We start from the raw sequence: 26290 nt of genomic DNA, 5'->3' as shown, positions 1-26290 counted from the left end.
CGGCTGACAGGGGATTTGCTGCCCCAGCCCCTCAGAAGCTCGCGGTACGATGCCGCACGACGCTTTCACCAGAATCCCATGCAGAACGGCACACGCCTCGCCGCGGTAGACCTCGGCTCCAACAGCTTTCGCCTTGAAATCGGGCGCTATGAGTTCGGTCACATACAACGGGTGGAATACCTCAAGGAGACCGTGCGCCAGGGCAACGGACTGGATGAGAACCGGAACTTGACACAAGACGCCATGGAGCGGGGCTGGGCCTGTCTGGCGCGATTTGGCGAGCGGCTGGCAGGTTTCCCCCGGGCCCAGGTCCGGGCTGTGGCCACCCAAACCCTGCGGGAAGCCCGCAACCGCGAGGAATTCCTGTCGCGCGGCAGCGAGGTACTGGGCTACCCTATCGACGTGGTGTCCGGCCCCGAAGAGGCCCGCCTGATCTATCAGGGCGTGGCGCGGCTTCTGCCTCAATCGGATGAACGGCGGCTGGTGGTGGATATCGGAGGGCGCTCCACCGAATTCATCCTCGGCCAGCAATTCACCCCACATGCCGTCGCCTCGTTTCGCGTGGGAAGTGTTGCCTGGTCCCAGCGTTACTTTGCCCATGGCGAGTTCACGGCCCAGGCCTTCCTGGCGGCAGAAATTGCGGCCAAGGCGGTGCTGGACGAGGCCCTGGCGACCTTCCGGCCCGACGCCTGGGAGGTCGCCTATGGGTCTTCGGGCACCGCAGGCGCCGTGGGAGATGTGCTGGCTGCCGCAGGTGGGCCCGAAGGCCTGATTACGCGCGACGGCTTGAACTGGCTTCATGACCGCATCTTGCGCGCACAAAGCGCCGACCGCCTGCGCGTGGAAGGGCTGAAAGAAGAGCGGCGCGCCGTGATCGGGGGCGGCATCAGTGTGCTGCGCGCCATCTTTGACCTTCTGGAGATCGACGAAATGCAGGTGGCGCAAGGAGCGTTGCGCCAAGGCGCGCTCTACGACCTGCTCGACCGCGAACAACCCGAGACCGATCTTCGAACCACCACCGTGAACGGGCTCATGCACCGCTTTGGCGTGGACCTGGAACATGCGGAGCGGGTGGCACGCACGGCGTGCGCGCTGTTCGACCAGGCAGCCCCGCAGGGCAGTGAGCGCGCATCGCGCAAACTGGACTGGGCAGCCCGCCTGCACGAGATCGGCTGCCTCATCTCGCACAGCGACGCGCACCGCCACGGCGCCTACATCCTCGACAACACCGATGCCGCTGGCTTTGCCGTGCCTGAGTTGCACCGGCTCGGCGTGCTCGTGCAAGGTCAGCGTGGCAAGGTCCGCAAGCTCGGCGTGGACCTGGATGACCCCATCTTCGTGCTTCAACTACTCTGTCTGCGGCTTGCTGTGGCCCTGTGCCACGCGCGCCGCGCCCCAGACACCGCCGGCCTGACGCTGCAGTGCAATGGGCAACGCCTCTTTATCCGCACACGGGTCGGCTGGGCCGCTGCGTACCCGCAGTCCGCACACCTTCTGCGTGAAGAGGCACAGGCCTGGCAAAAAACGCCTTGGGAGCTACTCATTGACCTACCGTAGCAATCGGCAATAAACTATATAAACTGTTTATATCGTTTATTGATTTACTGCCATGACCAACGCGACCTCTACATCCGGTACTACGACCTCTCCGGCAGCCCCCGCCCCTTCGGCACAACCTGCCAAGGCCATCAAGCCCGCCAAAGCAGCCAAACCTGCAGCCAGCGCCGCAACCGAGCCTGCCAAAAAAGCCGAAACCAAGAAGGCGCCTGCCACTAAAAAAACTGTGGCACCCAAGGCACCCAAAGCTGCTGCGACAGTCGTTGCCAAGGACGTCAAGGCCAAGAAGCCCAAACTGGTGCGCGACAGCTTCACCATCCCCAAGGATGAGTATGCAGTGATCGAAACGCTCAAGCAGCGCGCTGCCACCCTGGCGCAGCCAGTCAAGAAGAGCGAATTGCTGCGCGCAGGCCTCAAGGTATTGGCAGGCCTGTCTGACACTGCGCTGCGCGGCGCGCTGCAGGCCGTGCCCTCCATCAAGACGGGGCGCCCCAAGGCAGAGGCCCCAGCCCCCGCCGCCGCACCGGCGACAAAGGCCAACACAAAATCCCGCAAGTAAGACAACGACGGTCGTACAGCCGGCGGACGAGCGAGCGAGAGCGAATAAGCGCTCCGCCCGCCGCTTCCTCTTCTCGCCGCGCGAGCTAGAGGAACTCCGGTGATTGCACCGTCAGCAGCACCGTCTGGCTCTGGTCCAGCCGCTGGCGCTGACGCAGCCACCACACGGCGCCTTTTCGGACTGCACATTCAGAGGCCTGCAGCTCCAGCAACTGAGCAATGGTCTGCCCGAGCACAGGCTGGTGCCCGACAATCAGCACCGCGCCCTTGGCGCGAGGCCACTGGGCCAGCTCCAGCAGATCCTCGACACTTCCGCCGGGAAGCAGCTCCGCCCGCATCTTGAACTTGCGCCCCAGCGCGTTGGCGGTCTGCTCGGTCCGCCGTGCGGGGCTTGCCAGCACGCGCAACCCCTCCGGCAGTTGCCGATCCAGCCATGCCGCCATGCGCGCAGCCTGTTTCTCCCCCCGGGAAGTCAGCACCCGCGCCAGATCATCGCCGCCGTCCAGAGCCTCTTCGGCTTCAGCGTGACGCCACAGAATCAGATCCATCATTCCGCCCTTTGCTCGACCCGGGAAATGGCCGTGGCGGGCCCATAGCGCACCATCAAGGCATTCTGTGCACCCAGTCCATCCGCCGGTCGCGGGGCACGGTCATAGGTGCCACGCGCGTTGAGGGTCCAGGCGTCGCGGTCATCATGCAGATAGGCAACCAGGCATTCGTCCACGATCTGCTGACGCAAGCCAGGGTCCGTGACGGGCCAGGCCAGCTCGACACGGCGCATCATGTTGCGGTTCATCCAGTCGGCACTGGATAGATACAGGTCTTCCTCCACGCCCGCACGGAAATAGAAGACACGCGTGTGTTCGAGAAAACGGCCAATCACGGAGCGCACACGGATGTTGTCCGTGACGCCCGGCACCTGGGCGGCCAGCATGCAGGCACCGCGCACAATGAGGTCAATGCGCGCTCCGCGTTGCCCCGCGAGGATCAGTGCGCGAATCAATGTCTCATCCGTGAGTGCATTCATCTTGGCGACGATCCGCGCGTCCTCGCCCCGGCTTGCTGCCTGCCCGACCTGCTCGATCTTGTCGATCATGCGGCGGTGCAGATGAAAAGGCGCCAGCATGAGCTTGCGCAGCTTGGGCGGGCGATTCTGGCTTGCCAGGTGGTTGAACACCCCGTCCATGTCGGCGGTGGTTTCCTCGTCGGCTGTCAAGTAGCTCAGATCGGTGTAGAGCCGGGCCGTGCGCACGTTGTAGTTGCCGGTGGAGAGATGCCCATAGCGCCGCAGCTGCCGCCCCTCCCTGCGCGTGACCAGCAGCATCTTCGCATGGGTCTTGAGCCCCACCACGCCGTACACCACCTGCGCGCCAATCGACTCCAACGCTTCAGCCCAGTTGATGTTGGCCTCTTCGTCAAAACGCGCTTTCAGTTCCACGACCGCCATGACTTCCTTGCCCCGGCGCACCGCCTCGGACAACAGGTCCATGAGCTCCGAATCGGCGCCTGTGCGGTAGATGGTCTGCTTGATGACCAACACCTGCGGATCGTTCACTGCCTCGCGCAAGAAGGCCAGCAGGCCATCGAAGCTCTCAAAGGGCTGGTGGATCAACACGTCCCGCTGGCGCAACTGATCCATGATGGACACACCCGGCTGCAACTGGCGCGGCCACGACGAACTCCAGGCCGGGAACAGCAACGCAGGGTCGTTGACGAGGTCCACCAGTTGCGTCAGCCGCACCAGGTTCACAGGCCCATGCACGCGGTACAGCGCAGCGGCCGGAAGGCCGAACTGCGCCAGCAGAAAATCCGAAAGAAATTTCGAGCACCCCGCCGACACCTCCAGCCGCACGGCCTGCCCGTAGTGGCGGTGCTGCAACCCTTGGCGAAGCGCGGTGCGCAGGTTGCGCACGTCCTCCTCATCCAGTGCCAGATCGGAGTGGCGCGTAACCCGGAACTGTGAGAACTCGGTGACTTCCCGGCCTGGGAAAAGGTCTTCCAGGTGCGCGCGGATGATGCTTGAAAGGCTGACGAACAGTGCCTCGCTGGGCGCCACCTTCGCCGGAATGCGGATCAGGCGTGGCAGCGCGCGCGGCACCTTCACGATGGCAATTTCGTTTTCGCGCCCGAAAGCGTCGTGTCCCTTGAGACGAACGATGAAGTTCAAGGATTTGTTGGCCACCTGCGGAAAGGGGTGCGCTGGGTCCAGCCCCACAGGAATCAACAAAGGACGCACTTCGCGCACAAAGTAGTCATGCACCCAGCGCCTCTGCTCGGGTGATCTGTCACCATGGCCAACGATACGAATGCCATGCTGAGCAAAAGCGGGCACCAGGGCGTCGTTGTACAGGGTGTACTGCCGCTCCACCAGATCGTGGACCTTGATAGAGAGCGCCTCAAAGGAGCCTACGGTGTAGAGCCCCTTGGTTTCGCCCTTTTTGGCAGCGGTGATGTGGGGTGCGGCGCGCACCTCGAAAAACTCGTCCAGATTGGACGACACAATGCACAAATAGCGCAGGCGCTCCAGCAACGGCACGTCCGCGCGCACTGCCCAGTCGAAGACCCGCTCATTGAACGCCAGAATGCTGTGGTCACGGTCGAGGAACATGGCGGGCGGCGCCCCGTCATGTGGCACCTCTGGCGCGCGCCCCTCGCCGGGCAGCGGCGCCCGCAATGCGTCTGCCACAGTGTCTGAACGCTCACGCTGCGCGGACACAGCATCATTTGGAAGCAAAGGCAACATGGATACGCAAACGCAACAAATGCAGGATGGCCCCAGTATTTAACGACCAGATGACAGTGATGTGACAGATTTTGTGACAGTCGCACAACCCGTCACAGGCACACTGCGGGCAGGTACAAGGTATTGCTGGAACAACTGCGCGGCCTGGGTCCAGGTGAAGTCCATGGCACGGCTGCGCGCCTCGGAGCGTGGAATCGCCAGTGCCTGCTGACTGGCCGTCAGCAAGTTGTCATGCAGCACGCCACCACGGGGAACACGCCCCAGGTGAGCCCCCAGCACCTCCATGGGACCGTCCACCGGAAAGGCCGCCACGGGGGTCCCGCAAGCCATGGCCTCCAGCATCACGAGTCCAAAAGTTTCCGAGCGACTCGGAAAAACAAAAACATCGGCCGCTGCATACACCTGCGCCAGAGCCGCACGGTCCAGAATACCGAGCCAGCGCACCTGCGGGTACTTTGCCTTGAACCGCGCCTCCAGCGGCCCGACGCCACATACCACCTTGGTGCCTGGCATGTCCAACTGCAAAAAAGCCTCAATGTTCTTTTCGTAGGAGATTCGCCCCACATACAAGGACACAGGGTGGGCCAAAGCCCCGGTCAGCGGGCTGGGACAGGCCGCGCCTTGGAATGGGAAAGCCTGGGTGTCCACGCCATGCGTCCACGGGCGCAGATTGCGAAAGCCCCGCTGCTCCAGCATCTGCAACACCCCATGCGTGGGCACCATCACGCCGCACGAAGGCCGGTGGAAATGCCGGAACAGCGCATACCCCCACGACAGCGGAACCCGCAGCGCCGCATGGAGAATCTCCGGAAACTTGGTATGAAACGCAGTCGTGAACGCCAGCCCGCGCCGCAGGCAATGGCTGCGCCCGGCCCAGCCGAGCGGCCCCTCGGTAGCCAGGTGGATGGCATCGGGCTGCATGTCGTCCAGCATCTTGGCCACCAAGCGACCTGGACGCACCGCCAGATCAATGCCCGCATAGCCAGGGCAAGACCGCGTGGTGAACAGCCCCGGATGCACCACCTGCACTTCGTGCCCCACCCCTTCCAGCTCCCGCACCAGTTCCAGCAAAGTCGTGACTACCCCATTGACCTGTGGCAACCACGCGTCTGTCAGCAGAGCAATTTTCATGCGGAGGCTCCAGCTTTGACAGAGGATGTTGTGCTGTGCGCAGGCACAGCGGGCCACTGCAGCAGTTCAAGCCGACCGTCCAAATGCTCTACCAGTGCGGTGTGGCTTTCCACCCAATCACCGTCGTTGCAGTACAGCGTGCCACCGATCTCCCGCATCTCGGCCCGGTGGATGTGGCCGCATACCACACCATCGTGACCACGGCGGCGCGCCTCTGTGGCCACAGCAACTTCAAAATCCGTCACGTAATTGAGGGCCTTCTTCACCTTGCCTTTGAGGTAAGCCGACAACGACCAGTAAGGCAGCCCCAAGCGCGCACGCAAAGTGTTAAGGTGACGATTGAGCTTGAGCGTGAACTCGTACAGGTTGTCACCCAGGTATGCGAGCCACTTGGCGCACTGGATGACACCGTCAAAGTGGTCTCCATGCGTAACCCAGAGGCTGCGTCCATCGGCCGTGGTGTGCACCGCATCCGCCACGACCTCGATGCCGCCAAACGAGTGACCTACAAACGCCCGCGCAAATTCATCATGGTTGCCCGGCACAAACACCACCCGGCACCCCTTGCGCGCCCGACGCAGCAGCTTCTGCACCACATCGTTGTGGGTCTGCGGCCAGAACCACTTACGCCGCAACTGCCAGCCGTCCACGATGTCACCCACAAGATAAAGATGATCGCTGGGGTGGTGCTTGAGAAAGTCCAACAGAGCCACGGCCTGGCACCCTGGTGTACCGAGGTGCAAATCGGAGATGAAAACGGCGCGGTACCGGTGCGGCCCGCTGGCAGACAAGAGGGTGTCGGGCTCGGTTTCATCCGGCCCCAAGGGCTCATGCAGCCAAGGACCGAGTGCGTCGAACGCGGCGCGCATCAGGCCCCCAGGAAGTGCTTGCGATAGCGGGGATGCAGGTCTGCCAGTCGCATCAGCATGGGCAGGTCTGCGGTGTTGAAATCGGGGTCCCAGGCTGGAGCACCCAGCACGCGCGCCCCCAGGCGCAGATAGCCCTTGATCAGCGCTGGAGGCTCCACGGCGATGGAGCTGTCCAGGTGTTCCACCGGCAAGGGAAGACGCGGGAGCACATGGTATTCAATCGCGGCAAGATGGGTCTTGCGCACCTGCTGCCAGATGCTCGCGGCGGCATCACCACTGACCACGCCGTTGTGCAGCATCGGAATGCTCGCGCAGCCAATCATGGTGTCGAGCTGGTTGCGCACCATGAAGTCCGCCAGGGCGCTCCACAAGGCCATGATCACCCCCCCGTGGCGGTGGTCGGGATGCACGCAGCTGCGACCCAGCTCTACCATGCGGGGACGCAGGGTGCGCAAGCGCGTCAGGTCAAATTCGGTATCGCTGTAGGTACCGCCCACCCGCCTGGCCTGTGCGGGCGTGAGCACTCGGTAAGTCCCAATGACTTGCTGGCTCTGGGCATCGCGCACCAAAAGGTGTTCACAGTAGTCGTCGAACAGATCAACGTCGTGGCCTGCGATGGGGGTCGTCAATCGAGCGCCCATCTCCGCAGCAAAAACGTCGAACCGGAGTCGCTGCGCCGCGCGCACCTCATCCAGATGCCTTGCCCACGTCACCTCAATGGCTCCTCGCTCCTGGCCAGGCTTCGCTGCCCCCGACACAGCTGCAGGGCGATGCGAAGCGCCGGCACCAAGGGCATCGGCAGCGGGCGACAAGGTCAGACGGGACAATTCATTCATGGTGCAGCGTCTCTTTCTTTGAGGACGGGGCCGGCTGAAGCCGCCAGCCACTCAGGGAATCCTTTTCCCTGGCCGCGAGTGTGGAATTGGCGCATGACGCCACCGTGTCGGCGACATGTCCGCAGCATGACAAAGAGGCCCTTTGCGACGGGTGCCACGCAATCCCTGGGCCTGCATAATCGGTTCAGGAAGCTGCAACATGTCCGCACAGCCCCCGCCCTCATCCCGTCGCGCTCTGACGGCCTTCCTGGCCGTGTTTGCGCTGGCCGCACTCTGTGCGGGCGCGCTGATCTGGACCCTGGAGCAACAGGACAGAGCCCAGCAGCGCACCCAGGCCGCAGACATGGCGGGTGACCATGTGCAGGCGCTGCAACGCGCGATCGAACTGGCGCTGTCGGCCAACAACGCACTCGTAGCGCTGGTCCGGCAAGGGCGGGGCAATGTCACCCAATTTGAGGAAGTGGGCACGCAGATGCTGCCGTTCTACCCCGGCATTGCGGCCATGGGCCTCTCGCCCGGAGGAGTGGTGAAGCAGGTTGTCCCTCGCCAAGGAAATGAAAGCCTGATCGGGTTTGACCAGCTCAACGACCCCAGGCAAAGCGCAGAATCGATCCGCGCGCGCGATACGGGTCTGCTCACGCTGGCCGGCCCCATCGAGCTTGTGCAGGGGGGCCTTGGGGTGGTGGGCCGCCAGCCGGTGTACCTGGACGGCGAACAGGGGCAGCGCAGCTTCTGGGGCTTCACCTATGTCACCATTCGCCTGCCCGAGGTACTGGCAGCCACCCGGCTGCCCCAACTCACCGAACGCGGCTACCACTATCGTCTTTGGCGGGTGCGGCCCGACACTGGCGAAGAACAGACCATTGCGGCATCGACTCCGCCCCCCGGAGCCGATGCAGTGGGCCGCGCACTGACTCTGCCCAACGGGCAATGGACGCTGAGCCTGGCGCCTGCCAAGGGCTGGGGTACACCAGCCGTACTGGCGCTGCGTTGTGCCCTGGGCCTGCTGTTTGCGCTGCTCATGGCTTTCCTGGCCCGCCTCCTTGTAGCCCTGAAAGCGCATGAGCGCGGGCTGGCCTTTCAAGTGGCCCAGCGCACCTCCGAAATCCAGGCCACTCAGCAGCAGTTGCGGGCCACCATCGACGCCATTCCCGATCCCCTGTTCGAACTTGACATCGATGGCCGCTACTACAGCGTACACAGCCCGCGTACCGAGCTGCTTGTAGCCCCCGCCGAGCAATTGATTGGGCGCAATGTGACCGATGTGCTCCCTGCCCTGGCAGCACTGTCGGTGATGGATGTGTTGAAAGAAGCCCAGGCGCAGGGCTGGTCTGCCGGACGGCAAATTGTGCTGGACCTGCCTGGTCTTGGTGCCACCTGGTTCGAACTGTCGGCTGCGCGCAAATCAGGTTCGTCTGGCGCCATACCCCGCTTCATCCTTTTGTCGCGCGACATCACGGAACGCAAACGCTCGCAAGAACAGCTGCTGCTGACCGCCCAGGTGTTCGACCAGAGCAGCGAAGCCATCGTGGTTGCAGATGCATCCCACACCATCGTGCGCATCAACCGGGCCTTCACGCGCATCACTGGCTACCAGGAATCCGAAGCTGTTGGGCAGTCCGTGCGCCTGCTCACCGTGGCAGAGTCCACCCCGGACTTCGATGCCGATGCCGTTTACGCCCGCCTCACCCAAGAGGGGCACTGGGAAGGCGAGGCCTGGGGCCGCCGCAAGGACGGTTCCACCTACCCCCAATGGCTGTCCGTGAGCAGCGTGCGCGACGGCAATGGCTGCGCCACCCATTCGATCACGCTGTTCCGGGACATTACGGTGCAGCGCGAGGCGCAAGACCGCATTCAGCGACTCGCGCACTTTGACCCCCTGACCGAACTGCCCAACCGCGCCTTACTGGCCGAAAGGGCCCGGCGCCACATCGCTGACGAGCAGGCCAAAGGTGGCACCCTGGCGATGCTGTTCCTGGACCTGGACCACTTCAAGAATGTGAACGACTCGCTTGGCCACCGGGTTGGCGACATCCTGCTTGTGGCCGTGGCACGCCGCCTGCAGTCCCTGCTGAACCCGCAGGACACTGTCTCGCGGCTGGGGGGCGATGAGTTCCTGCTGCTGCTGCCCTCGGCCTCTGCAGCCCATGCCGCCGAAGTGGCCACCCGGTTGCTGACGGCTGTGGCCCAGCCTTTCCAGATCGATCCCTACGAACTCACCACCACCTTGTCCGTAGGCATCGCCATGTATCCCGCCGATGGCGATTCCTTTGACACGCTGTACCAGCGTGCGGATGCCGCCATGTACCGTGCCAAACAAAATGGGCGCAACCGATATGGGTTCTTCACGGCCGATCTGGAGGCCAGAACCGCCCGCGCACTGCAGATCGAAAATGCCCTGCGCCGCGCTCTAGAGCGCAACCAGTTCGAACTGCACTACCAGCCGCAAGTGTCCCTCGCCACACGCCAGGTGGTGGGCGCCGAAGCACTGCTGCGTTGGCGCCATCCGGAGCTGGGCATGGTGTCACCGGCAGAGTTCATCCCTGTGGCGGAGAGCAGCGGCATGATCGTGTCGATTGGCGAGTGGGTACTCCACACCGCCGTGCACGACGCCAAGCGGTGGCTGGACATGCAACTGCCCTTGCGAGCGATATCGGTCAACCTCTCTGCCGTGCAGTTCCGCCATCCGCAACTGCCAGAAATGGTGACGCGCTGCCTGCAACAGGCCGGTTTGCCCGCCCGTCGGCTGGAGCTGGAGTTGACCGAGGGAGCTGCGGTGGATGACCCTGCCGCAGCGCTGGCCATGATGGACCAGTTGCACGACCGCGGCGTGCGCTTGTCGATGGACGACTTTGGCACTGGCTACTCCTCGCTGAGCTACCTCAAACGCTTCCAGATCTACAAGTTGAAAATCGATCAGTCGTTCGTACGCGATCTCGATGACGATGCCAACGACCGTGCCATCGTGAGCGCCATCATCCGCATGGCGCAGGCGCTGGGCATGCAGACCACGGCCGAGGGAGTGGAAACCGATGGCCAGCTCGAATTCCTGCGAGAACAAGGCTGCGATGAAGGCCAGGGCTACCTCTTCAGCCGCCCCCTGCCCGCCGATGAGTTCGAGGCCTACCTGCGCCAACACCTGCGCGGCTAGGCTGCACCAACCAGCATGCTCCCCCCCTGCGACATACCCGCAGTAGGGTTGTAAGCTGGCACTGCTACACTTTGGCACAAATTTTTTTGAGGCCACCGTCTGGCCCTGCCGCCCGTACTGGTCTCTATGTCCCCGCTGTACAGCGCTCCGGAATTGCAGCGTCCTGGAGTAGCTACTGATCCGCCACTGCATCGCACCCTGCGTGAACAACAAATCCTGCTCGACAGCGCAGGGGTGGGTATCGTTTTCCTGCGCCAACGCAGCGTGGTCCGCTGCAACCAGCGATATGCGGAGATTTTTGGCTACCCCAGCCCCGCGCGCCTGGTCGGGCTCAACACTGAAGCCTTCTACCCCGACCGCGAAGCATTCCGCGAGTTGGGTCGCGCGGCCTACCCGGTATTGGCGCAGGGACAGTCCTTCCGCGTGGAACGCCAGTTGCGCCGCCGTGACGGCACCCTTTTTTGGGGCAGCCTCACGGGCAGGCTCATCAATCCGCATGACACCTCCGAAGGCTCCATCTGGATCCTCGACGACATCGACGAACAAAAACGCGCCCAGGCCGCCCTCAACGCGGCTGAACGCGAAAAGCAACTGCTGTTCGACAGTGCCATGGTGGGCATTGTGTTTCTGCGTGACAGGCGCCTGACCCGGTGCAACGACCATTTCGAGCAAATGCTGGGGTTCCAGCCCGGCGAACTCATGGGCAGTTCGTCGCGCCGCTGGTACGCCAGCGACGAGGCCTGGGAGGAGGTGGGACGCCGCTGCTATCCAGGCCTGGCATCCGGTCAATCCTATGAAGGCGAGGTGGAACTCTGCCGCAAGGACGGCACGCCAGTGATCTGCGAGGTTCGCAGCAAGTCCATCGATCCCGCCGACCCCTCTCAGGGCTCCATCTGGATCACGATGGACATCACCGAGCGCAAACAGGCCCAGGCAGCGCTGGCCCGCGCCCACGAGGAACTGGAACAGCAGGTGCAGGACCGCACCCGAGAGCTGCGCGAAACGGTAGACAACCTGCACCGCGAGATCAACGACCGCAAGGCCGACCAGGAGCGCATCTACTGGCTGGCCCACTACGATGCGCTCACCGGCCTGCCCAACCGCGCACTGCTGGCCGAGCGTGCCCAACAGGCCATTCAGGTGGCCCAGGAGCACAACACGCCACTGGCCGTGATCTTCCTGGACCTGGACCATTTCAAGCACGTGAACGACTCGCTGGGGCACCGCGTGGGCGATGCCCTGCTGGTCGAGATTGCCAAACGGCTGCGTGCTGTGGTGCGCGAAAAGGACACCGTGGCACGCCTCGGCGGGGACGAGTTCATCCTGCTGCTGCCAGGCGCCAATGCCCATGGGGCAGCCCGGGTGGCAGGCAAGCTGCAAGAGGCATCACGCCAGCACTATCAGATTGACCACCACGAGCTGACCATGGCGCCATCCATGGGTGTGGCCTTGTTCCCGCAGGACGGGAGCGATTTCGACACGCTCACCCAGTCTGCCGACGTGGCGATGTACCGCGCCAAGCTGGATGGCCGCAACACATTCCGCTTCTTCACTCCTGAAATGCAGGCCCAGTCGGTACGCGCATTACAGCTGGAAAACGCCCTTCGCCGTGCGCTGGAGCGCGACCAGTTCCGACTGCACTACCAGCCCCAGATGAGCCTGGCCACGGGCAATGTCCGCAGTGTGGAGGCCTTGCTGCGCTGGCAACACCCACAACTCGGGCAGGTCTCGCCCGCAGAGTTCATCCCCATCGCCGAAGACAGCGGGCAGATCCTGCAGATTGGGGAATGGGTGCTGCGCACAGCACTCGCACAGCTCAAGGCCTGGCGGTCTTGCGGCTTCCCGGGGCTGACGATGGCGGTGAACCTCTCCGCCATCCAGTTCCGCCAGCCCCAGTTGCCTGAACTCGTCAGCCGCATGCTGGCAGAGTTTGACCTTCCGCCCGACTCGCTGGAGCTGGAACTGACCGAGGGGGTGGCCGTGGACGACCCGCATGCCGCCGTAGCGACCATGGACCAGTTGCATGCAAGAGGGGTGCGCATGTCCATGGATGACTTTGGCACCGGCTACTCGTCGCTGAGCCAACTCAAGCGGTTCCAGATATTCAAGCTCAAGATCGACCAGTCGTTCGTGCGCGACCTGGGCAACGACAGCAACGACCGCGCCATCGTGAGCGCCATCATCCGGATGGCGCAGGCGCTGGGCATCCGCACCACGGCCGAGGGCGTCGAGACGGAAGGTCAGTTGGCCTTCCTCCATGCTCAGGGATGCGATGAGGCCCAAGGCTACCACTTCAGCACGCCACTGCCTGCAGCGGACCTGGAGGTGTTCATGCGCCAGCACCTGCATCAGGCCTCCGCAGCGAACGCCCTGGCCTGAGCCCGCGCCCCCTGCGGGCAGGGCGATGGCTCCGCCGCCCGTTCAGTCCAGCAACAGCTTCTGAAAAAATTGCGCCGATCCCATCCGAGGGTCCAGCGCGTAGGCAGCAAAACCTTCACGCTCATAGGCTTGGATTGCCGCCCGGTTGCCAGACAGGACCTCCAGTGTGAGCTTGCAGGCACCGCGCCCCCGGGCCAGGGTTTCGACCTCTTGCAGCATGCGCTGCGCAATTCGATGGCCACGCCACGCCGGCAACACAACCACATCGTGCACATTGACCAGGGGCTTGCAGGCAAAGGTGGAGAACCCTTCGAAGCAGTTGACTAGCCCCACGGCCACACCGGCATAGGGCGCGGAGGCGCTCCCCTCCTCCTCGGCCCAGGCCATGACGCTGAACGCCTGGGGCTGCCGCTGGCGCAGCGCCTGGACCAGCCCTTGCTTGACCTCAGCCTCCAAGGGCTTGCCACCGCCCGCCACGTCCCGCGCGTAGCCGTCCAGCAAATCCACGAGTGCGGCTGCATCGCGGGGGTTGGCGTAGTCCACCGCGCGCACGGCGATGCGGGGCACGGAGTCTATGGCCGGCGTCATAAACCGCTCCTGAGGATTGGCATGGGGAAGAACGGCCCCACCGGGGTCTGTGCAAGAGTAGACAACCGCTTAGCCCGCACGGGCTGCATCGGCCAGCCGCTGCGCGCAGGAGCTCGCCATCTCAGCATCCCGGGCCTCCACCATCACGCGCAGCAAAGGCTCCGTGCCACTGGCACGGATGAGCACGCGGCCCGAAGCCCCCAGATCGCGCTCCACAGCCTGTGTCGCATCCGCCAGCAAGCGGTTCGACTTCCAATCCTGGCCTGGGGCCAGGCGGACATTGAGCAGCACCTGGGGATACAGCGTGACTCCGGCCAGCAATTGGGCTAGCGTCTGGCCACTGCGCACACAGGCCTGCAACACCTGCAAGGCGCTCACCAGGCCATCGCCCGTGGTGTGCCGGTCCAGCGCCAGCAGGTGGCCAGAGCCTTCGCCCCCAAGCACCCAGCGATGGCGTGCCAGTTCTTCGAGGACATAGCGGTCCCCCACCTTGGCACGCACGAACTTCACCCCACGGGACTGCAAAGCCACCTCCACCGCCATGTTGGTCATCAAGGTGCCTACCACGCCGGGCACATGCTCGTCGCGGCCCATGCGATCGGAGGCCATCAGATACAGCAACTCGTCGCCGTTGTACAGGCGCCCCGTGGCATCCACAACCTGCAGTCGGTCCGCATCGCCGTCCAGCGCTATCCCGTAGTCGGCCCGGTTGGCACGCACTGCGCGCACCAGGGCGTCCGGGTGCGTGGCACCCACCTCATGGTTGATGTTCAGGCCGTCCGGGGCACATCCGATCGACAGGACTTCGGCCCCCAGTTCGTGAAACACCTTGGGAGCCACTTGATAGGCCGCCCCATGGGCAGCGTCCACCACGATTTTCAGCCCCTTGAGGGTTAGGTCTTGCGGGAAGGTGCTCTTGCAGAATTCGATGTAGCGCCCTGCGGCATCGTCCAGCCGCCGCGCCTTGCCCAAGCTGGCCGAGTCGGCCCACACCGGTGGCTGGGCCAGGGCCTCTTCGACAGCGAGCTCCCAGGCGTCGGACAGTTTGGTGCCCTGCGCACTGAAAAACTTGATGCCGTTGTCGGGGTACGGGTTGTGGCTCGCACTGATGACCACGCCCAGGCTGGCCCGCTGTGCACGGGTCAGGTAGGCCACACCGGGTGTTGGCAAAGGCCCGAGCAGCACCACATCCACGCCTGCGGAATTGAAGCCGGACTCCAGTGCGCTCTCCAGCATGTAGCCAGAAATTCGGGTGTCCTTGCCAATCAGAACCGTGGGGCGCTCTTCCGTCTGGCGCAAGACACGCCCCACTGCGTGCGCGAGGCGCAACACAAAGTCCGGCGTAATGGGTGGCTGCCCCACCGTGCCACGGATGCCATCGGTTCCAAAGTACTGGCGCGTCATGTTGCTGCGTCTCCTCGTGTTGATCTAGTTGTTGGCGGGACAGCACGCCATCCCACCTGTTTGGTTAGTGTGAACAGGCTCCAAGACCGCCCTCATGAATACCCCGCGCGCTGCCCCTTCAGCCCGTCCGCTGCATGGCCGACCACACTGCCAGCGCAGCAACCGTCTCCCGCACATCGTGCACGCGCACCACCGAAGCTCCCCGGTCTACTGCGAGCACCGCAGCAGCCACACTGGGCACCATGCGCTGGTCTACATCCAGCCCCGCGACGGCACCCAACGACGACTTGCGCGACCAGCCCACCAGCAGCGGATAACCGGCCCCCAGCAGGTCATTCTGCCGAGCAAGCAAGGCGAAGTTCTGCTCCACCGTTTTGCCGAAGCCGATGCCCGGGTCCAGGAGAATTTGATCCTTTTTAACCCCCTGAGCCTGCAGATTATGCGCATGCAGCTCTAAAAATGATAGCACTTGCGGCACCACATCTCCCGTCATGGGGGCCGCCTGCATGGTCTGGGGGTCGCGGTGCATGTGCATCAGGCACACACCACATTGCGGGTGGGTAGCCACCACGGCCACAGCCCCCGGTTGCCGCAAGGCCCAGATGTCGTTGACGATATCGGCCCCCAGGTCCAGCACAGCCCGCATGACGGCAGGTTTGTACGTGTCCACCGAAATTGGAACGCCCAGCGCCACCGCCTCGCGCACCAGCGGCACCACACGGGCCAGCTCTTCGTCCAGAGGCACGGCCGGGCTGCCGGGGCGGGTGGACTCGCCCCCGATGTCCAGGATATCGGCTCCGTCCTTGAGCAATTGCTCGCAATGCCGCAACGCTGCGATGGTAGAGGCATGGCGCCCACCATCGGAGAAGGAGTCCGGGGTCACATTGACGATGCCCATGACCTTGGGCCGCTCCAGATCGATGGAAAAGCGGGAGGTTTGCCAGATCATGAAATCACTACAACAGAGCCTGCGGAGCCAGTGGATACGGCGCGTATGGGCCGAACCTGAAAGCGCAGGAGAAGAAAGGCAACAGCCTCAAACACAACGAAAAACGGGGCACAAGGCCCCGTGGGAACGGCTGAACAGGCAAACCCTCAAGCCGCCGTGGGCGCGGTATCTGCCGCCACTGCAGGGGTGCCGCCGCTGGAGTTGTCACCACCCGAGGGCGGTGTGCGAGGCGTCCAGTCCTTGGGAGGACGGGGTTCCTTGCCCGCCATGATGTCGTCCAGTTGCTCGGCATCAATGGTTTCCCATTCGAGCAAGGCCTTGGCCATGGCGTGCATCTTGTCGCTGTTCTCCTCGATCAGGCGACGCGCCAGATTGTACTGTTCGTCGATGATGCGACGCACTTCGCTATCGACCTTTTCCATGGTCTGCTCGCTCATGTTCGTCGTCTTGGTGACCGAACGGCCCAGAAAGACCTCACCCTCGTTTTCAGCATAGACCATGGGCCCCAGGGCCGCAGTCATGCCGTAACGGGTCACCATGTCGCGTGCGATGTGCGTGGCGCGCTCAAAGTCGTTGCTCGCACCGGTGGTCATCTGGTTCATGAACACTTCTTCGGCGATGCGGCCACCGAACAGCATGCTGATCTGGTTGAGCATGTATTCGCGGTCATAGCTGTAACGGTCCTGCTCGGGCAGGCTCATCGTCACGCCCAAGGCACGGCCACGGGGGATGATCGTGACCTTGTGCACCGGATCGCACTTGGGCAGCAGCTTGCCAATCAGGGCGTGGCCCGCCTCGTGGTAGGCCGTGTTGCGGCGCTCTTCCTCGGGCATGACCATGCTCTTGCGCTCGGGGCCCATGAGGATCTTGTCCTTGGCCTTCTCAAAGTCCTGCATCTCCACGGTGCGGGCGTTGCGGCGGGCCGCCATCAACGCAGCCTCGTTGCACAGGTTGGCCAGATCGGCGCCGCTCATGCCGGGCGTGCCACGGGCAATGATCGCAGGGGCTACATCCTGACCGACCGGAATCTTGCGCATGTGCACATTCAGGATCTGTTCGCGGCCACGGATGTCTGGCAGCGTCACATACACCTGGCGGTCAAAACGACCGGGGCGTAGAAGAGCCGCGTCCAGGATGTCAGGGCGGTTGGTGGCAGCCACCACGATCACGCCTAGGTTGGTCTCGAAGCCGTCCATCTCAACCAGCATCTGGTTCAGCGTCTGCTCGCGCTCATCGTTGCCGCCACCCAGGCCAGCGCCACGCTGGCGGCCCACGGCGTCGATTTCATCGATGAAGATGATGCAAGGGGCGTTCTTCTTGGCGTTGTCGAACATGTCTCGCACACGGGCAGCGCCCACGCCAACGAACATTTCCACAAAGTCCGAACCCGAGATGCTGAAGAAAGGCACCTTGGCTTCGCCCGCAATGGACTTGGCCAGCAGGGTCTTGCCGGTACCAGGAGGGCCGACCAGCAGCAGGCCACGCGGAATACGGCCGCCGAGCTTCTGGAACTTCTGTGGGTCCTTCAGGAAGTCCACGACTTCCTTGACTTCTTCCTTGGCTTCGTCGCAACCTGCCACATCCGCGAACGTGACCTGGTTGTTGTTCTCGTCGAGCATGCGCGCCTTGCTCTTGCCGAAGCTGAACGCCCCGCCCTTGCCGCCGCCCTGCATCTGGCGCATGAAGTACACCCACACGCCAATCAGCAGCAGCATGGGGCCCCAGCTGACCAACAGGGTCATGAGAAGTGAGCCTTCTTCACGGGGCTTCACGTCGAATTTGACGTTGTGGTTGAGCAGGTCGCCCACCAGCCCCCGGTCCAGCACCGAGGCATTCGTGCGGATCTTGCGCTCATCGGTGGTGATCGCCACGATTTCACCGCCGCTCAACCCCTCGGGAATGGTCGCGCTCTTGATGCGGTTGTTCCGGACTTCGTCAAGAAATTCGGAATAGCCGATGTGTCCGGCACTGGCGCCAGTGCGGGTGTCAAACTGTTTGAACACCGTGAACAGCACCATGGCGATGACCAGCCATACGGCAATTTTTGAAAACCACTGATTGTTCAAGCGGGGCTCCAGTTGCGGGGAACAGAAAACGGACACACTGCCGTCACGGCGTATGTGCGGTGCATTTTAGGTCTTTCAAGCAGCCGGGCCACCCATATTCCCACTGACGGCCATGGGATCAGCGCGGGCTTTGCTGCCAAATTTCACGAATTCTTGACCGGTGGCAAGCCAATTCAGGCCGCCTTCTTGAGCCCCATGCCCACGAGAAAGGTCTCTGACGATTTGTCGCGCGAAGCCTTGGGTTTGAGCGGCTTGACCACTTTGAAGGTGTGCTTGAACAAGGTCACCAGATCGTTGTATCCGCTTCCGTGGAAAAGCTTGACCACCAGCGCCCCGTCCGGTTTCAAATGGTTGCAAGCAAAATCCACCGCCAGCTCCACCAGGTGGGCAATACGGGCCGCATCGGCCGACCCGATGCCAGAAAGGTTGGGCGCCATGTCGGACACCACCACATCCACCACACGGCCATCGAGCGCCTGCTCCAGGCGCTCCAGCACATCGGGCTCACGAAAATCGCCATTGAGGTACGTTACACCCTCGATCGGCTCCATGGGCAGAATGTCCAGCGCGATGATCGCGCCATTGAGCTGCCCCGCAGCCGCACCGGTGGGAGACAAGCGCCGACGCAGGTATTGACTCCAGGCACCCGGGGTAGAACCCAGATCCACCACGGTGTAACCCGGCTTGATGAGGCCCAATTGCTCGTCAATTTCCTTGAGCTTGTAGGCAGCGCGCGCGCGGTATCCCTCTTTCTGCGCCAATTTGACGTAGGTGTCGTTGACGTGGTCGTTCAGCCACGCCTTGTTGACCTTCTTGCTCTGGGTTTTGACTTTCATTACTTTTTTCTTTCAGCCTCGATAATACGGCCCATGCCCCAAATTCAACTGACTCCCGCCGAGCGCCGGGAACAACGCGCCAATGCCCACCACCTGGACCCCGTGGTCCTGATCGGCGGCGATGGCCTGACTCCCGCCGTCAAGAAAGAGGTGGATGCTGCCCTCAATGCCCATGGGCTCATCAAGGTCCGCGTCTTCGGCGACGACCGCGCAGCGCGCGAACTGATGTACCAAGAGCTTGCCGCAGAACTCAACGCCGCCCCGGTGCAGCACATTGGCAAGCTGCTGGTGCTCTGGCGCCCCATCCCCGCCAAGGCCAAGGCGGTGGACGAAGACCGTATGCCCGGCCCGCGCGACGTCAAGGTGCTCAAGTTCAGCAAACGGGGCGGCCAACGCCCTGAAATCAAGCAACTGCGTGTGCTGGGCAACCAGCGCCTGACCTCGGGTGGCCAGATCAAGCGCGCCAAGCCCAAGCAAAAATCCATCAAAAAGCGCCAGGCCGACTGATGAACCGCGCGGTAGCACCTGCAGCCCCGGTCGGCGCAGCGCCTGTCCGCCACATCCTCTGCATGAAATGGGGCACGAAATACGGCCCCGAGTATGTCAACCGGCTTTACGCCATGGTCCGTCGGCACCTGAGCGGCGACTTCCGCTTTGTCTGCCTGACGGATGACAACACCGGCATACGCAGCGAGGTGCAATGCCTGCCCATCCCTCCACTCGATCTGCCGCCCGGCATTCCCGAGAGGGGGTGGACCAAGCTGGCCACTTTCAGCCAGGACTTGCATGGCCTCAAAGGCACGGCCCTGTTCCTCGATGTGGACGTGGTGATCACCGGATCGCTGGATGACTTCTTCACCCAGCCCGGCGAATTCCTGATCATCCACGATTACAAGCGCCCCTGGCGCATCACCGGCAATTCGTCCGTGTACCGCTTTGAGCTGGGCGCGCACCCCGATGTGCTGGAGCACTTTCGGGGGCATTTTGCAGAGATTCGTGCGCAGTTCCGTAACGAACAGGCCTACTTGTCGGACTTCCTACACCGCCAGGGCAAGCTTGCCTACTGGCCTGCGGAGTGGTGCCCGAGCTTCAAGTACCACGGCATCCCGGCCTGGCCCACCAATTACTGGAGGGCGCCCTTTGTGCCCACCGGGGCTCGGATCGTGATTTTTCACGGTGAATGCAACCCGCCCGATGCATTGGCCGGTCGGCGCAACCGGCGCTTTCGCTACATCCGGCCCGCCACCTGGGTTGCGGAGCACTGGTACGAGTAGGCCCACCGAAAGCTGCTGTTGCGGCCTTGTCAGTAGCAACTCGGCCACTCCCGAGTTAGCAGCGCTACGGCGCACCGGCGATCTTGGACCGCTATCCTGACCCGCTCCAGCCAGCCCACTCAGACTTTGTCTGGATTCACCTCAGGCTGGATCAAAACCGCGTCCTGGCGCAGGGTGTGCCAAAACACCGCCAGCGCACAGCCCCACTGCAGCATGTACGTCACCGTCCCCACGCTGTGCCACAGGCGCAGGTCTTGCCGGGCCACGATGCGAGGAGCCACACCGTACTGATTGACCAATGCCAGCAGCAGGCCACCCAGTACAAAAAGCATAGCACCCTGTGCCCACGGGTATTGGGCTACAGCATGCCTGGGTCGGGCAATCAACAACAGCACCAGGCAACATGCCACTGCCACCCAGGTCTGCGCAGCAAACAGCCGGGCCGCCATGTTGCCAGCGATGCTGGGAGACGGCAGGTATGCAAACAACAGAGGCACTACCAGAAAGCCGATAGTGGTCAAACTGCCCCACCAGAGGGCAGCCACCAGGGCAGGAAGACGGTGGCGCATGCGCCGCACGGCGGCGTTCACAGGTAGCTCACGGCCACCACTTCGTAGCGGCGGATGCCGCCGGGCGCCTGCACTTCGGCGGTGTCGCCCTCTTCCTTGCCGATCAGCGCCCGCGCGATGGGGCTGGAGATATTGATCAGGCCCTGCTTCAGATCGGCCTCATCCTCACCCACGATCTGGTACTTCACGGTATCGCCAGAGTCCTCATCCTCCAGCTCGACCGTAGCGCCAAAAACCACCTTGCCGCCGCCATCTACACCGCTGGGGTCGATGACTTGCGCCACAGAGAGCTTGCCCTCGATCTCCTGAATGCGGCCTTCGATAAAGCCCTGGCGATCCTTGGCCGCGTCGTAGTCGGCGTTTTCACTCAGATCGCCTTGCGCACGTGCTTCAGCGATGGCCGTGATCACGGCGGGCCGCTCCACGGTCTTGAGACGGTGCAGCTCTTCCTTGAGCTTTTCAGCGCCGCGTTTGGTAATCGGAATAGTGGCCATTTTGTTGAGACTCCACAAATCAAAACGGTGAAAGCGCAAAGCACTTCCACCGGTCAGCCGCCATGTCACACCCCGGACGGGCCGGGCAGTGTGAAACGGCAATCTACAAAAGGAAACCGCCGCACGTTGCCGCGCGGCGGTGTCTGGTCAGGGGCAGATTATGCCGCTTTTACCGGGCAGCAAGCCACCCCCAGGCCACGATCAAGCAGCCAACTGGGCGTGCAGTTCCTGCACCGAGTACACGTCGAGCTTGTCGAGGTACTTCATGCCCTCCACAGCCGCCTCAGCACCGAAGATGGTCGTGAAAGTCGTCACACGGGCGAGCAAGGACGAGGTGCGGATCGCCCGCGAATCGGCAATCGCATTGCGACGCTCTTCCACGGTGTTGATCACCATCACGATCTCGTTGTTCTTGATCATGTCCACGATGTGCGGGCGGCCTTCGGTGACCTTGTTGACCACCACCACCGGAACACCCGCCTCGGCAATCGCTGCAGCAGTGCCCTTGGTCGCCACCAGGTCGAAGCCCAACGCCACCAGCTGACGCGCGATGTCCACCGCGCGGGGCTTGTCGTTGTTCTTGACGGTCAGGAACACCTTGCCCGACGTTGGCAGCTTGGTGCCCGCGCCCAGCTGGCTCTTCACAAAGGCTTCGCCAAAGGTCTTGCCCACGCCCATCACCTCGCCGGTGGACTTCATCTCGGGGCCGAGGATGGTGTCCACACCAGGGAACTTGACGAAGGGGAACACGGCTTCCTTCACGCTGAAGTAAGGCGGCGTGACTTCCTTGGTGATGCCTTGCGAAGCCAGCGTTTGGCCGGCCATGCAGCGTGCGGCGACCTTGGCCAGCTGGATGCCGGTGGCCTTGGAGACAAACGGCACCGTGCGCGATGCACGGGGGTTCACTTCCAGCACGTAGATCACGTCCTTGCCATCCACCTCCTGAATGGCGAACTGCACGTTCATCAGGCCCACCACGTTCAGGCCTTCTGCCATGGCGGCCGACTGGCGCTTGAGCTCGTCCACCGTGGCCTGCTTGAGGTAGTACGGGGGCAGCGAACAGGCCGAGTCGCCCGAGTGCACACCGGCTTGCTCAATGTGCTCCATCACACCGCCGATGAAGGTCTTGCCTTCGGGGTCGCGCAGGCAATCCACATCGCACTCGATGGCGTCGTTCAGGAAGCGGTCCAGCAGCACGGGTGAGTCATTGCTCACCTTCACGGCCTCGCGCATGTAGCGCTCCAGGTCGCGCTGCTCGTGCACGATTTCCATCGCACGGCCACCCAGCACGTAGCTGGGGCGCACCACCAGGGGGTAACCCAGCGTGGCGGCCTTTTCCAGGGCCTCGGCTTCGGTCCGTGCGGTGGCATTGGGCGGCTGGCGCAAGCCGAGGTCGCCCAGCAGCTTCTGGAAGCGCTCGCGGTCTTCGGCCGCGTCGATCATGTCGGGGCTGGTGCCGATAATCGGCACGCCTTCGGCTTCCAGGCCCAGCGCAAGCTTGAGCGGCGTCTGGCCGCCGTACTGCACGATCACGCCGTGTGGCTTTTCCTTGTCCACGATTTCGAGCACGTCTTCGAGCGTCAGCGGCTCGAAGTACAGGCGGTCGGAGGTGTCGTAGTCGGTCGAAACCGTTTCGGGGTTGCAGTTGACCATGATGGTTTCGTAACCATCTTCGCGCATGGCCAATGCGGCGTGTACGCAGCAGTAGTCGAACTCGATGCCCTGGCCAATGCGGTTCGGGCCACCGCCCAGCACCATGATCTTCTTCTTGTCGGTGGGCTCTGCCTCGCACTCTTCCTCGTAGGTCGAGTACATGTAGGCGGTGTTGGTCGCAAACTCGGCGGCACAGGTGTCCACACGCTTGTACACGGGGCGCACCTTCAGGGCACGGCGTGCCTCGCGCACCGATTTTTCGGTGGTCTTGAGCAGCTTGGCCAGGCGGCGATCGGAGAAGCCCTTCTTCTTGAGCGTGCGCAGCGTGTCCGCATCCAGGGCGGCCAATGCGCCTTCACCCTTGTCGGCGGCCAGTTGGTCGAGTTCGAGTTCGATCTTCACGATCTCTTCGATCTGCACCAGGAACCACTTGTCGATCTTGGTGAGGTCGTACACCTCGTCCACCGACAGGCCCATGGCAAACGCATCGCCCACATACCAGATGCGCTCGGGGCCGGGCTCGCCCAATTCCTTTTCGAGCACTTCGCGGTCCTGGGTCTTCTCGTTCATGCCGTCCACGCCCACTTCCAGGCCACGCAGGGCTTTCTGGAAGGACTCCTGGAAGGTGCGGCCCATGGCCATCACCTCGCCCACCGACTTCATCTGTGTGGTCAGGCGGCTGTCGGCCGTGGGGAACTTCTCGAACGCGAAACGCGGGATCTTGGTGACCACGTAGTCGATCGAAGGCTCGAACGACGCGGGCGTGGCACCACCCGTGATTTCGTTGCGCAGCTCATCCAGCGTATAACCCACGGCCAGTTTGGCGGCCACCTTGGCAATCGGGAAGCCCGTAGCCTTGGACGCGAGCGCAGACGAACGCGACACGCGCGGGTTCATCTCGATGACGATCATGCGGCCGTCCTTCGGGTTCACCGAGAACTGCACGTTGGAGCCGCCCGTGTCCACGCCGATCTCGCGCAGCACCGCCAGCGACGCGTTGCGCATGATCTGGTATTCCTTGTCGGTCAGGGTCTGCGCGGGGGCCACGGTGATGGAGTCACCGGTGTGCACGCCCATCGGGTCCAGATTCTCGATGGAGCAGATGATGATGCAGTTGTCCGCCTTGTCGCGGACCACTTCCATCTCATACTCCTTCCAGCCGAGCAGCGACTCTTCGATCAGCAGCTCGTTGGTGGGCGAGGCTTCCAGGCCGCGCTTGCAGATGGTCTCGAACTCTTCAGGGTTGTAGGCAATGCCACCGCCCGTGCCACCCAGCGTGAAGCTGGGGCGGATCACCGTGGGGAAACCCACGTTCTTCTGCACTGCCCAGGCTTCGTCCATGCTGTGGGCAATGCCCGACCGCGCGGAACCCAGACCGATCTTGGTCATGGCATCCTTGAACTTCAGGCGGTCTTCGGCCTTGTCGATGGCTTCGGGCGTGGCGCCGATCAGCTCGACCTTGTACTTGTCGAGCACACCATTGCGCCACAGGTCCAGCGCGCAGTTCAGTGCGGTCTGGCCGCCCATGGTGGGCAGGATGGCATCAGGGCGTTCCTTGGCGATGATCTTCTCGACCGTCTGCCAGGTGATGGGCTCGATGTAGGTAACGTCGGCCGTGGCCGGGTCGGTCATGATCGTCGCAGGGTTGCTGTTGATCAGGATGACCTTGTAGCCTTCTTCGCGCAGGGCCTTGCAGGCCTGCACGCCGGAGTAGTCGAACTCGCAGGCCTGGCCGATGATGATCGGGCCAGCGCCGATGATGAGGATCGATTTGAGGTCTGTGCGCTTTGGCATTATTTCTTCTCCATCAGCGCGGTGAAGCGGTCAAACAGGTAGGCGATGTCGTGCGGGCCGGGCGATGCTTCAGGGTGGCCCTGGAAGCAGAACGCAGGCTTGTCGGTGCGGGCCAAGCCTTGCAGCGTGCCGTCGAACAGGCTGATGTGCGTGGCGCGCAGCGTGGCAGGCAGCGAGGCCATATCCACCGCAAAGCCGTGGTTCTGGCTGGTGATGCTCACGCGGCCGTTGTCCAGATCCTTCACGGGGTGGTTGGCGCCATGGTGGCTGTTGTCCATCTTGAACGTGGTGGCGCCGCTGGCCAGGGCCATGATCTGGTGGCCCAGGCAGATGCCGAAAGTGGGCACGCCCGCGTCGATGATCTGGCGCGTGGCTTCGATGGCGTAGTCGCAGGGCGCAGGATCGCCAGGTCCGTTGGACAGGAAGACCCCATCGGGATTCATGGCCAGCACGTCGGCGGCAGGCGTTTGTGCGGGCACCACGGTGACCTTGCAGCCACGTTCGGCCAGCATGCGCAGGATGTTCTTCTTCACACCGAAGTCGTATGCCACCACATGAAAGCGGGGCTGCGCGAGAACGCCGTAGCCGGAACCCAGTTGCCACTCGGTCTGCGTCCACTCGTAACGCGATGCCGTGGTCACCACCTTGGCCAGATCCAGCCCGGCCATGTTGGGGGCGGCCTTGGCTTTGGCAATGGCTTCATCGATGAGGCCCTGCGTCACCACCTGCCCTGCGGCCAGGCCCACGATGGCGCCATTCTGGGCACCCTGGGTGCGCAGCAGACGGGTCAGCTTGCGGGTGTCGATGTTGGCAATGGCCACCGTCTTTTCGCGCACGAGGTACTGCGAAAGCGTTTCCGTGGATCGGAAGTTGCTGGCCAGAAGGGGCAGGTCTTTGATGATCAGGCCTGCGGCATGGACCTTGTCGGCTTCGATGTCTTCCGCATTGACGCCGTAGTTGCCGATGTGCGGATACGTGAGCGTCACGATCTGCTGGCAGTAGCTGGGGTCGGTGAGGATTTCCTGGTAGCCGGTGATGGCGGTGTTGAACACCACCTCGCCGACCGTGGTGCCGGTGGCACCAATCGAGTTGCCGATAAAGACCGTGCCGTCTGCGAGCGCCAGGATGGCGGGCGGGAAACTTCCCTGTAGAGACAAAAGCACTGGGTTCTCCGGATGGTTACGGTCGCCCGGCGCCTGCAGGCCACCCGCACACACAAGGTGCGATAGTGCCAGTGGCTGCTCTCAGATGGGTTGTTGCTTTGGGTGCGGTCGGGCGACGCTGTTGCGAGAAAAGCTCCCGATTATACCCTTGCCCCGGCACTTCACATCAAATGCACGTCTTGCATAACCTTGTTACGTAAGCAAACGCTTCCGGTGTTACGGGCCACGCTGCCCCACCTAGACTGCGCCGCTGATCTGCAACCACCCAAGGATATG

General features: G+C 63.1%; 20 protein-coding genes. 6 read left to right on the top strand and 14 right to left on the bottom strand.

The features are described 5' to 3' along the window. The first annotated feature begins 78 nt into the window (after nucleotides 1-78). Both CBY09_RS07445 and CBY09_RS07440 read left to right on the top strand, forming a co-directional pair. Nucleotides 79-1557, top strand: coding sequence for a Ppx/GppA phosphatase family protein (locus tag CBY09_RS07445; protein ID WP_094287896.1), 1479 nt, complete (start codon nucleotides 79-81; stop codon nucleotides 1555-1557). 52 nt (nucleotides 1558-1609) lie between these two features. Then, complete coding sequence (locus tag CBY09_RS07440; protein WP_094287892.1) at nucleotides 1610-2116, top strand: hypothetical protein; 507 nt, start codon at nucleotides 1610-1612, stop codon at nucleotides 2114-2116. Nucleotides 2117-2201: 85 nt separating this feature from the next. Here the strand turns inward: CBY09_RS07440 and CBY09_RS07435 are convergent, their stop codons facing one another. From CBY09_RS07435 to CBY09_RS07415, 5 genes are read right to left on the bottom strand one after another with little or no spacing between them, the layout of a single operon-like run. Continuing rightward, nucleotides 2202-2666 carry a SixA phosphatase family protein gene (locus CBY09_RS07435; RefSeq protein ID WP_094287890.1) on the bottom strand — a complete coding sequence of 155 codons (465 nt, stop codon included), beginning with the start codon at nucleotides 2664-2666 and terminating at the stop codon, nucleotides 2202-2204. Next, on the bottom strand, nucleotides 2663-4858 hold the full coding sequence (gene ppk1 / locus CBY09_RS07430; protein WP_276208256.1) for a polyphosphate kinase 1: 2196 nt from the start codon (nucleotides 4856-4858) through the stop codon (nucleotides 2663-2665). Before ppk1 ends, CBY09_RS07435 begins: the two co-directional genes overlap by 4 nt. A 39-nt stretch (nucleotides 4859-4897) precedes the next feature. Continuing rightward, a complete protein-coding gene (locus CBY09_RS07425) occupies nucleotides 4898-5989 on the bottom strand; it encodes a glycosyltransferase family 4 protein (protein ID WP_094287888.1) in 1092 nt (363 codons plus the stop codon). Beyond that, nucleotides 5986-6858, bottom strand: a complete 873-nt coding sequence (locus CBY09_RS07420) for a UDP-2,3-diacylglucosamine diphosphatase (RefSeq protein WP_094287886.1) — start codon at nucleotides 6856-6858, stop codon at nucleotides 5986-5988. The genes CBY09_RS07425 and CBY09_RS07420 overlap by 4 nt, the downstream gene beginning before the upstream one ends. After that, a complete protein-coding gene (locus tag CBY09_RS07415; RefSeq protein WP_094287884.1) occupies nucleotides 6858-7694 on the bottom strand; it encodes a GNAT family N-acetyltransferase in 837 nt (278 codons plus the stop codon). The genes CBY09_RS07420 and CBY09_RS07415 overlap by 1 nt, the downstream gene beginning before the upstream one ends. 199 nt (nucleotides 7695-7893) lie before the next feature. Between CBY09_RS07415 and CBY09_RS07410 the strand changes: the two genes are divergently transcribed. Further along, on the top strand, nucleotides 7894-10845 hold the full coding sequence (locus CBY09_RS07410) for a bifunctional diguanylate cyclase/phosphodiesterase (RefSeq protein ID WP_094287882.1): 2952 nt from the start codon (nucleotides 7894-7896) through the stop codon (nucleotides 10843-10845). A gap of 126 nt (nucleotides 10846-10971) precedes the next feature. Continuing rightward, nucleotides 10972-13224: a bifunctional diguanylate cyclase/phosphodiesterase gene (locus CBY09_RS07405; RefSeq protein WP_094287880.1), complete on the top strand. Its 2253-nt coding sequence runs from the start codon at nucleotides 10972-10974 to the stop codon at nucleotides 13222-13224. A 42-nt stretch (nucleotides 13225-13266) separates the two neighbouring features. Here CBY09_RS07405 and CBY09_RS07400 read toward each other — a convergent pair whose 3' ends face one another. The 5 genes from CBY09_RS07400 to CBY09_RS07380 form a co-directional block, all read right to left on the bottom strand. Then, nucleotides 13267-13812, bottom strand: coding sequence for a GNAT family N-acetyltransferase (locus CBY09_RS07400; protein ID WP_094287878.1), 546 nt, complete (start codon nucleotides 13810-13812; stop codon nucleotides 13267-13269). A 69-nt stretch (nucleotides 13813-13881) separates the two neighbouring features. Continuing rightward, nucleotides 13882-15216 carry a phosphoglucosamine mutase gene (gene glmM, locus CBY09_RS07395; RefSeq protein WP_094287876.1) on the bottom strand — a complete coding sequence of 445 codons (1335 nt, stop codon included), beginning with the start codon at nucleotides 15214-15216 and terminating at the stop codon, nucleotides 13882-13884. Nucleotides 15217-15334: 118 nt separating this feature from the next. Next, entirely contained in the window at nucleotides 15335-16165 is an 831-nt protein-coding gene (gene folP / locus CBY09_RS07390; protein ID WP_094287874.1) for a dihydropteroate synthase, read from the bottom strand. Between the two features lie 146 nt (nucleotides 16166-16311). Beyond that, nucleotides 16312-18231: an ATP-dependent zinc metalloprotease FtsH gene (gene ftsH, locus CBY09_RS07385; RefSeq protein ID WP_094287872.1), complete on the bottom strand. Its 1920-nt coding sequence runs from the start codon at nucleotides 18229-18231 to the stop codon at nucleotides 16312-16314. Between the two features lie 173 nt (nucleotides 18232-18404). Beyond that, nucleotides 18405-19067, bottom strand: a complete 663-nt coding sequence (locus tag CBY09_RS07380) for an RlmE family RNA methyltransferase (RefSeq protein WP_094287870.1) — start codon at nucleotides 19065-19067, stop codon at nucleotides 18405-18407. A 33-nt stretch (nucleotides 19068-19100) separates the two neighbouring features. Between CBY09_RS07380 and CBY09_RS07375 the strand changes: the two genes are divergently transcribed. Continuing rightward, complete coding sequence (locus CBY09_RS07375; protein WP_094287868.1) at nucleotides 19101-19574, top strand: YhbY family RNA-binding protein; 474 nt, start codon at nucleotides 19101-19103, stop codon at nucleotides 19572-19574. After that, nucleotides 19574-20341 (top strand): glycosyltransferase, encoded by a 768-nt coding sequence (locus CBY09_RS07370; protein ID WP_094287861.1) that lies wholly within the window; start codon nucleotides 19574-19576, stop codon nucleotides 20339-20341. Before CBY09_RS07375 ends, CBY09_RS07370 begins: the two co-directional genes overlap by 1 nt. A 119-nt stretch (nucleotides 20342-20460) precedes the next feature. Here CBY09_RS07370 and CBY09_RS07365 read toward each other — a convergent pair whose 3' ends face one another. The 4 genes from CBY09_RS07365 to carA form a co-directional block, all read right to left on the bottom strand. Beyond that, on the bottom strand, nucleotides 20461-20910 hold the full coding sequence (locus tag CBY09_RS07365) for a DUF4149 domain-containing protein (protein ID WP_094288126.1): 450 nt from the start codon (nucleotides 20908-20910) through the stop codon (nucleotides 20461-20463). 17 nt (nucleotides 20911-20927) lie between these two features. Continuing rightward, a complete protein-coding gene (gene greA / locus CBY09_RS07360) occupies nucleotides 20928-21404 on the bottom strand; it encodes a transcription elongation factor GreA (protein WP_094287859.1) in 477 nt (158 codons plus the stop codon). Nucleotides 21405-21605: 201 nt separating this feature from the next. After that, on the bottom strand, nucleotides 21606-24851 hold the full coding sequence (carB, locus tag CBY09_RS07355; protein ID WP_094287857.1) for a carbamoyl-phosphate synthase large subunit: 3246 nt from the start codon (nucleotides 24849-24851) through the stop codon (nucleotides 21606-21608). After that, nucleotides 24851-26014 carry a glutamine-hydrolyzing carbamoyl-phosphate synthase small subunit gene (carA, locus tag CBY09_RS07350; RefSeq protein WP_094287855.1) on the bottom strand — a complete coding sequence of 388 codons (1164 nt, stop codon included), beginning with the start codon at nucleotides 26012-26014 and terminating at the stop codon, nucleotides 24851-24853. The genes carB and carA overlap by 1 nt, the downstream gene beginning before the upstream one ends. Nucleotides 26015-26290 lie beyond the last annotated feature (276 nt).

Origin of the sequence: Acidovorax kalamii (assembly GCF_002245625.1) — a bacterium.
Classification (GTDB): domain Bacteria; phylum Pseudomonadota; class Gammaproteobacteria; order Burkholderiales; family Burkholderiaceae_C; genus Acidovorax; species Acidovorax kalamii.
This window is presented reverse-complemented; position numbering and strand designations above follow the sequence as displayed.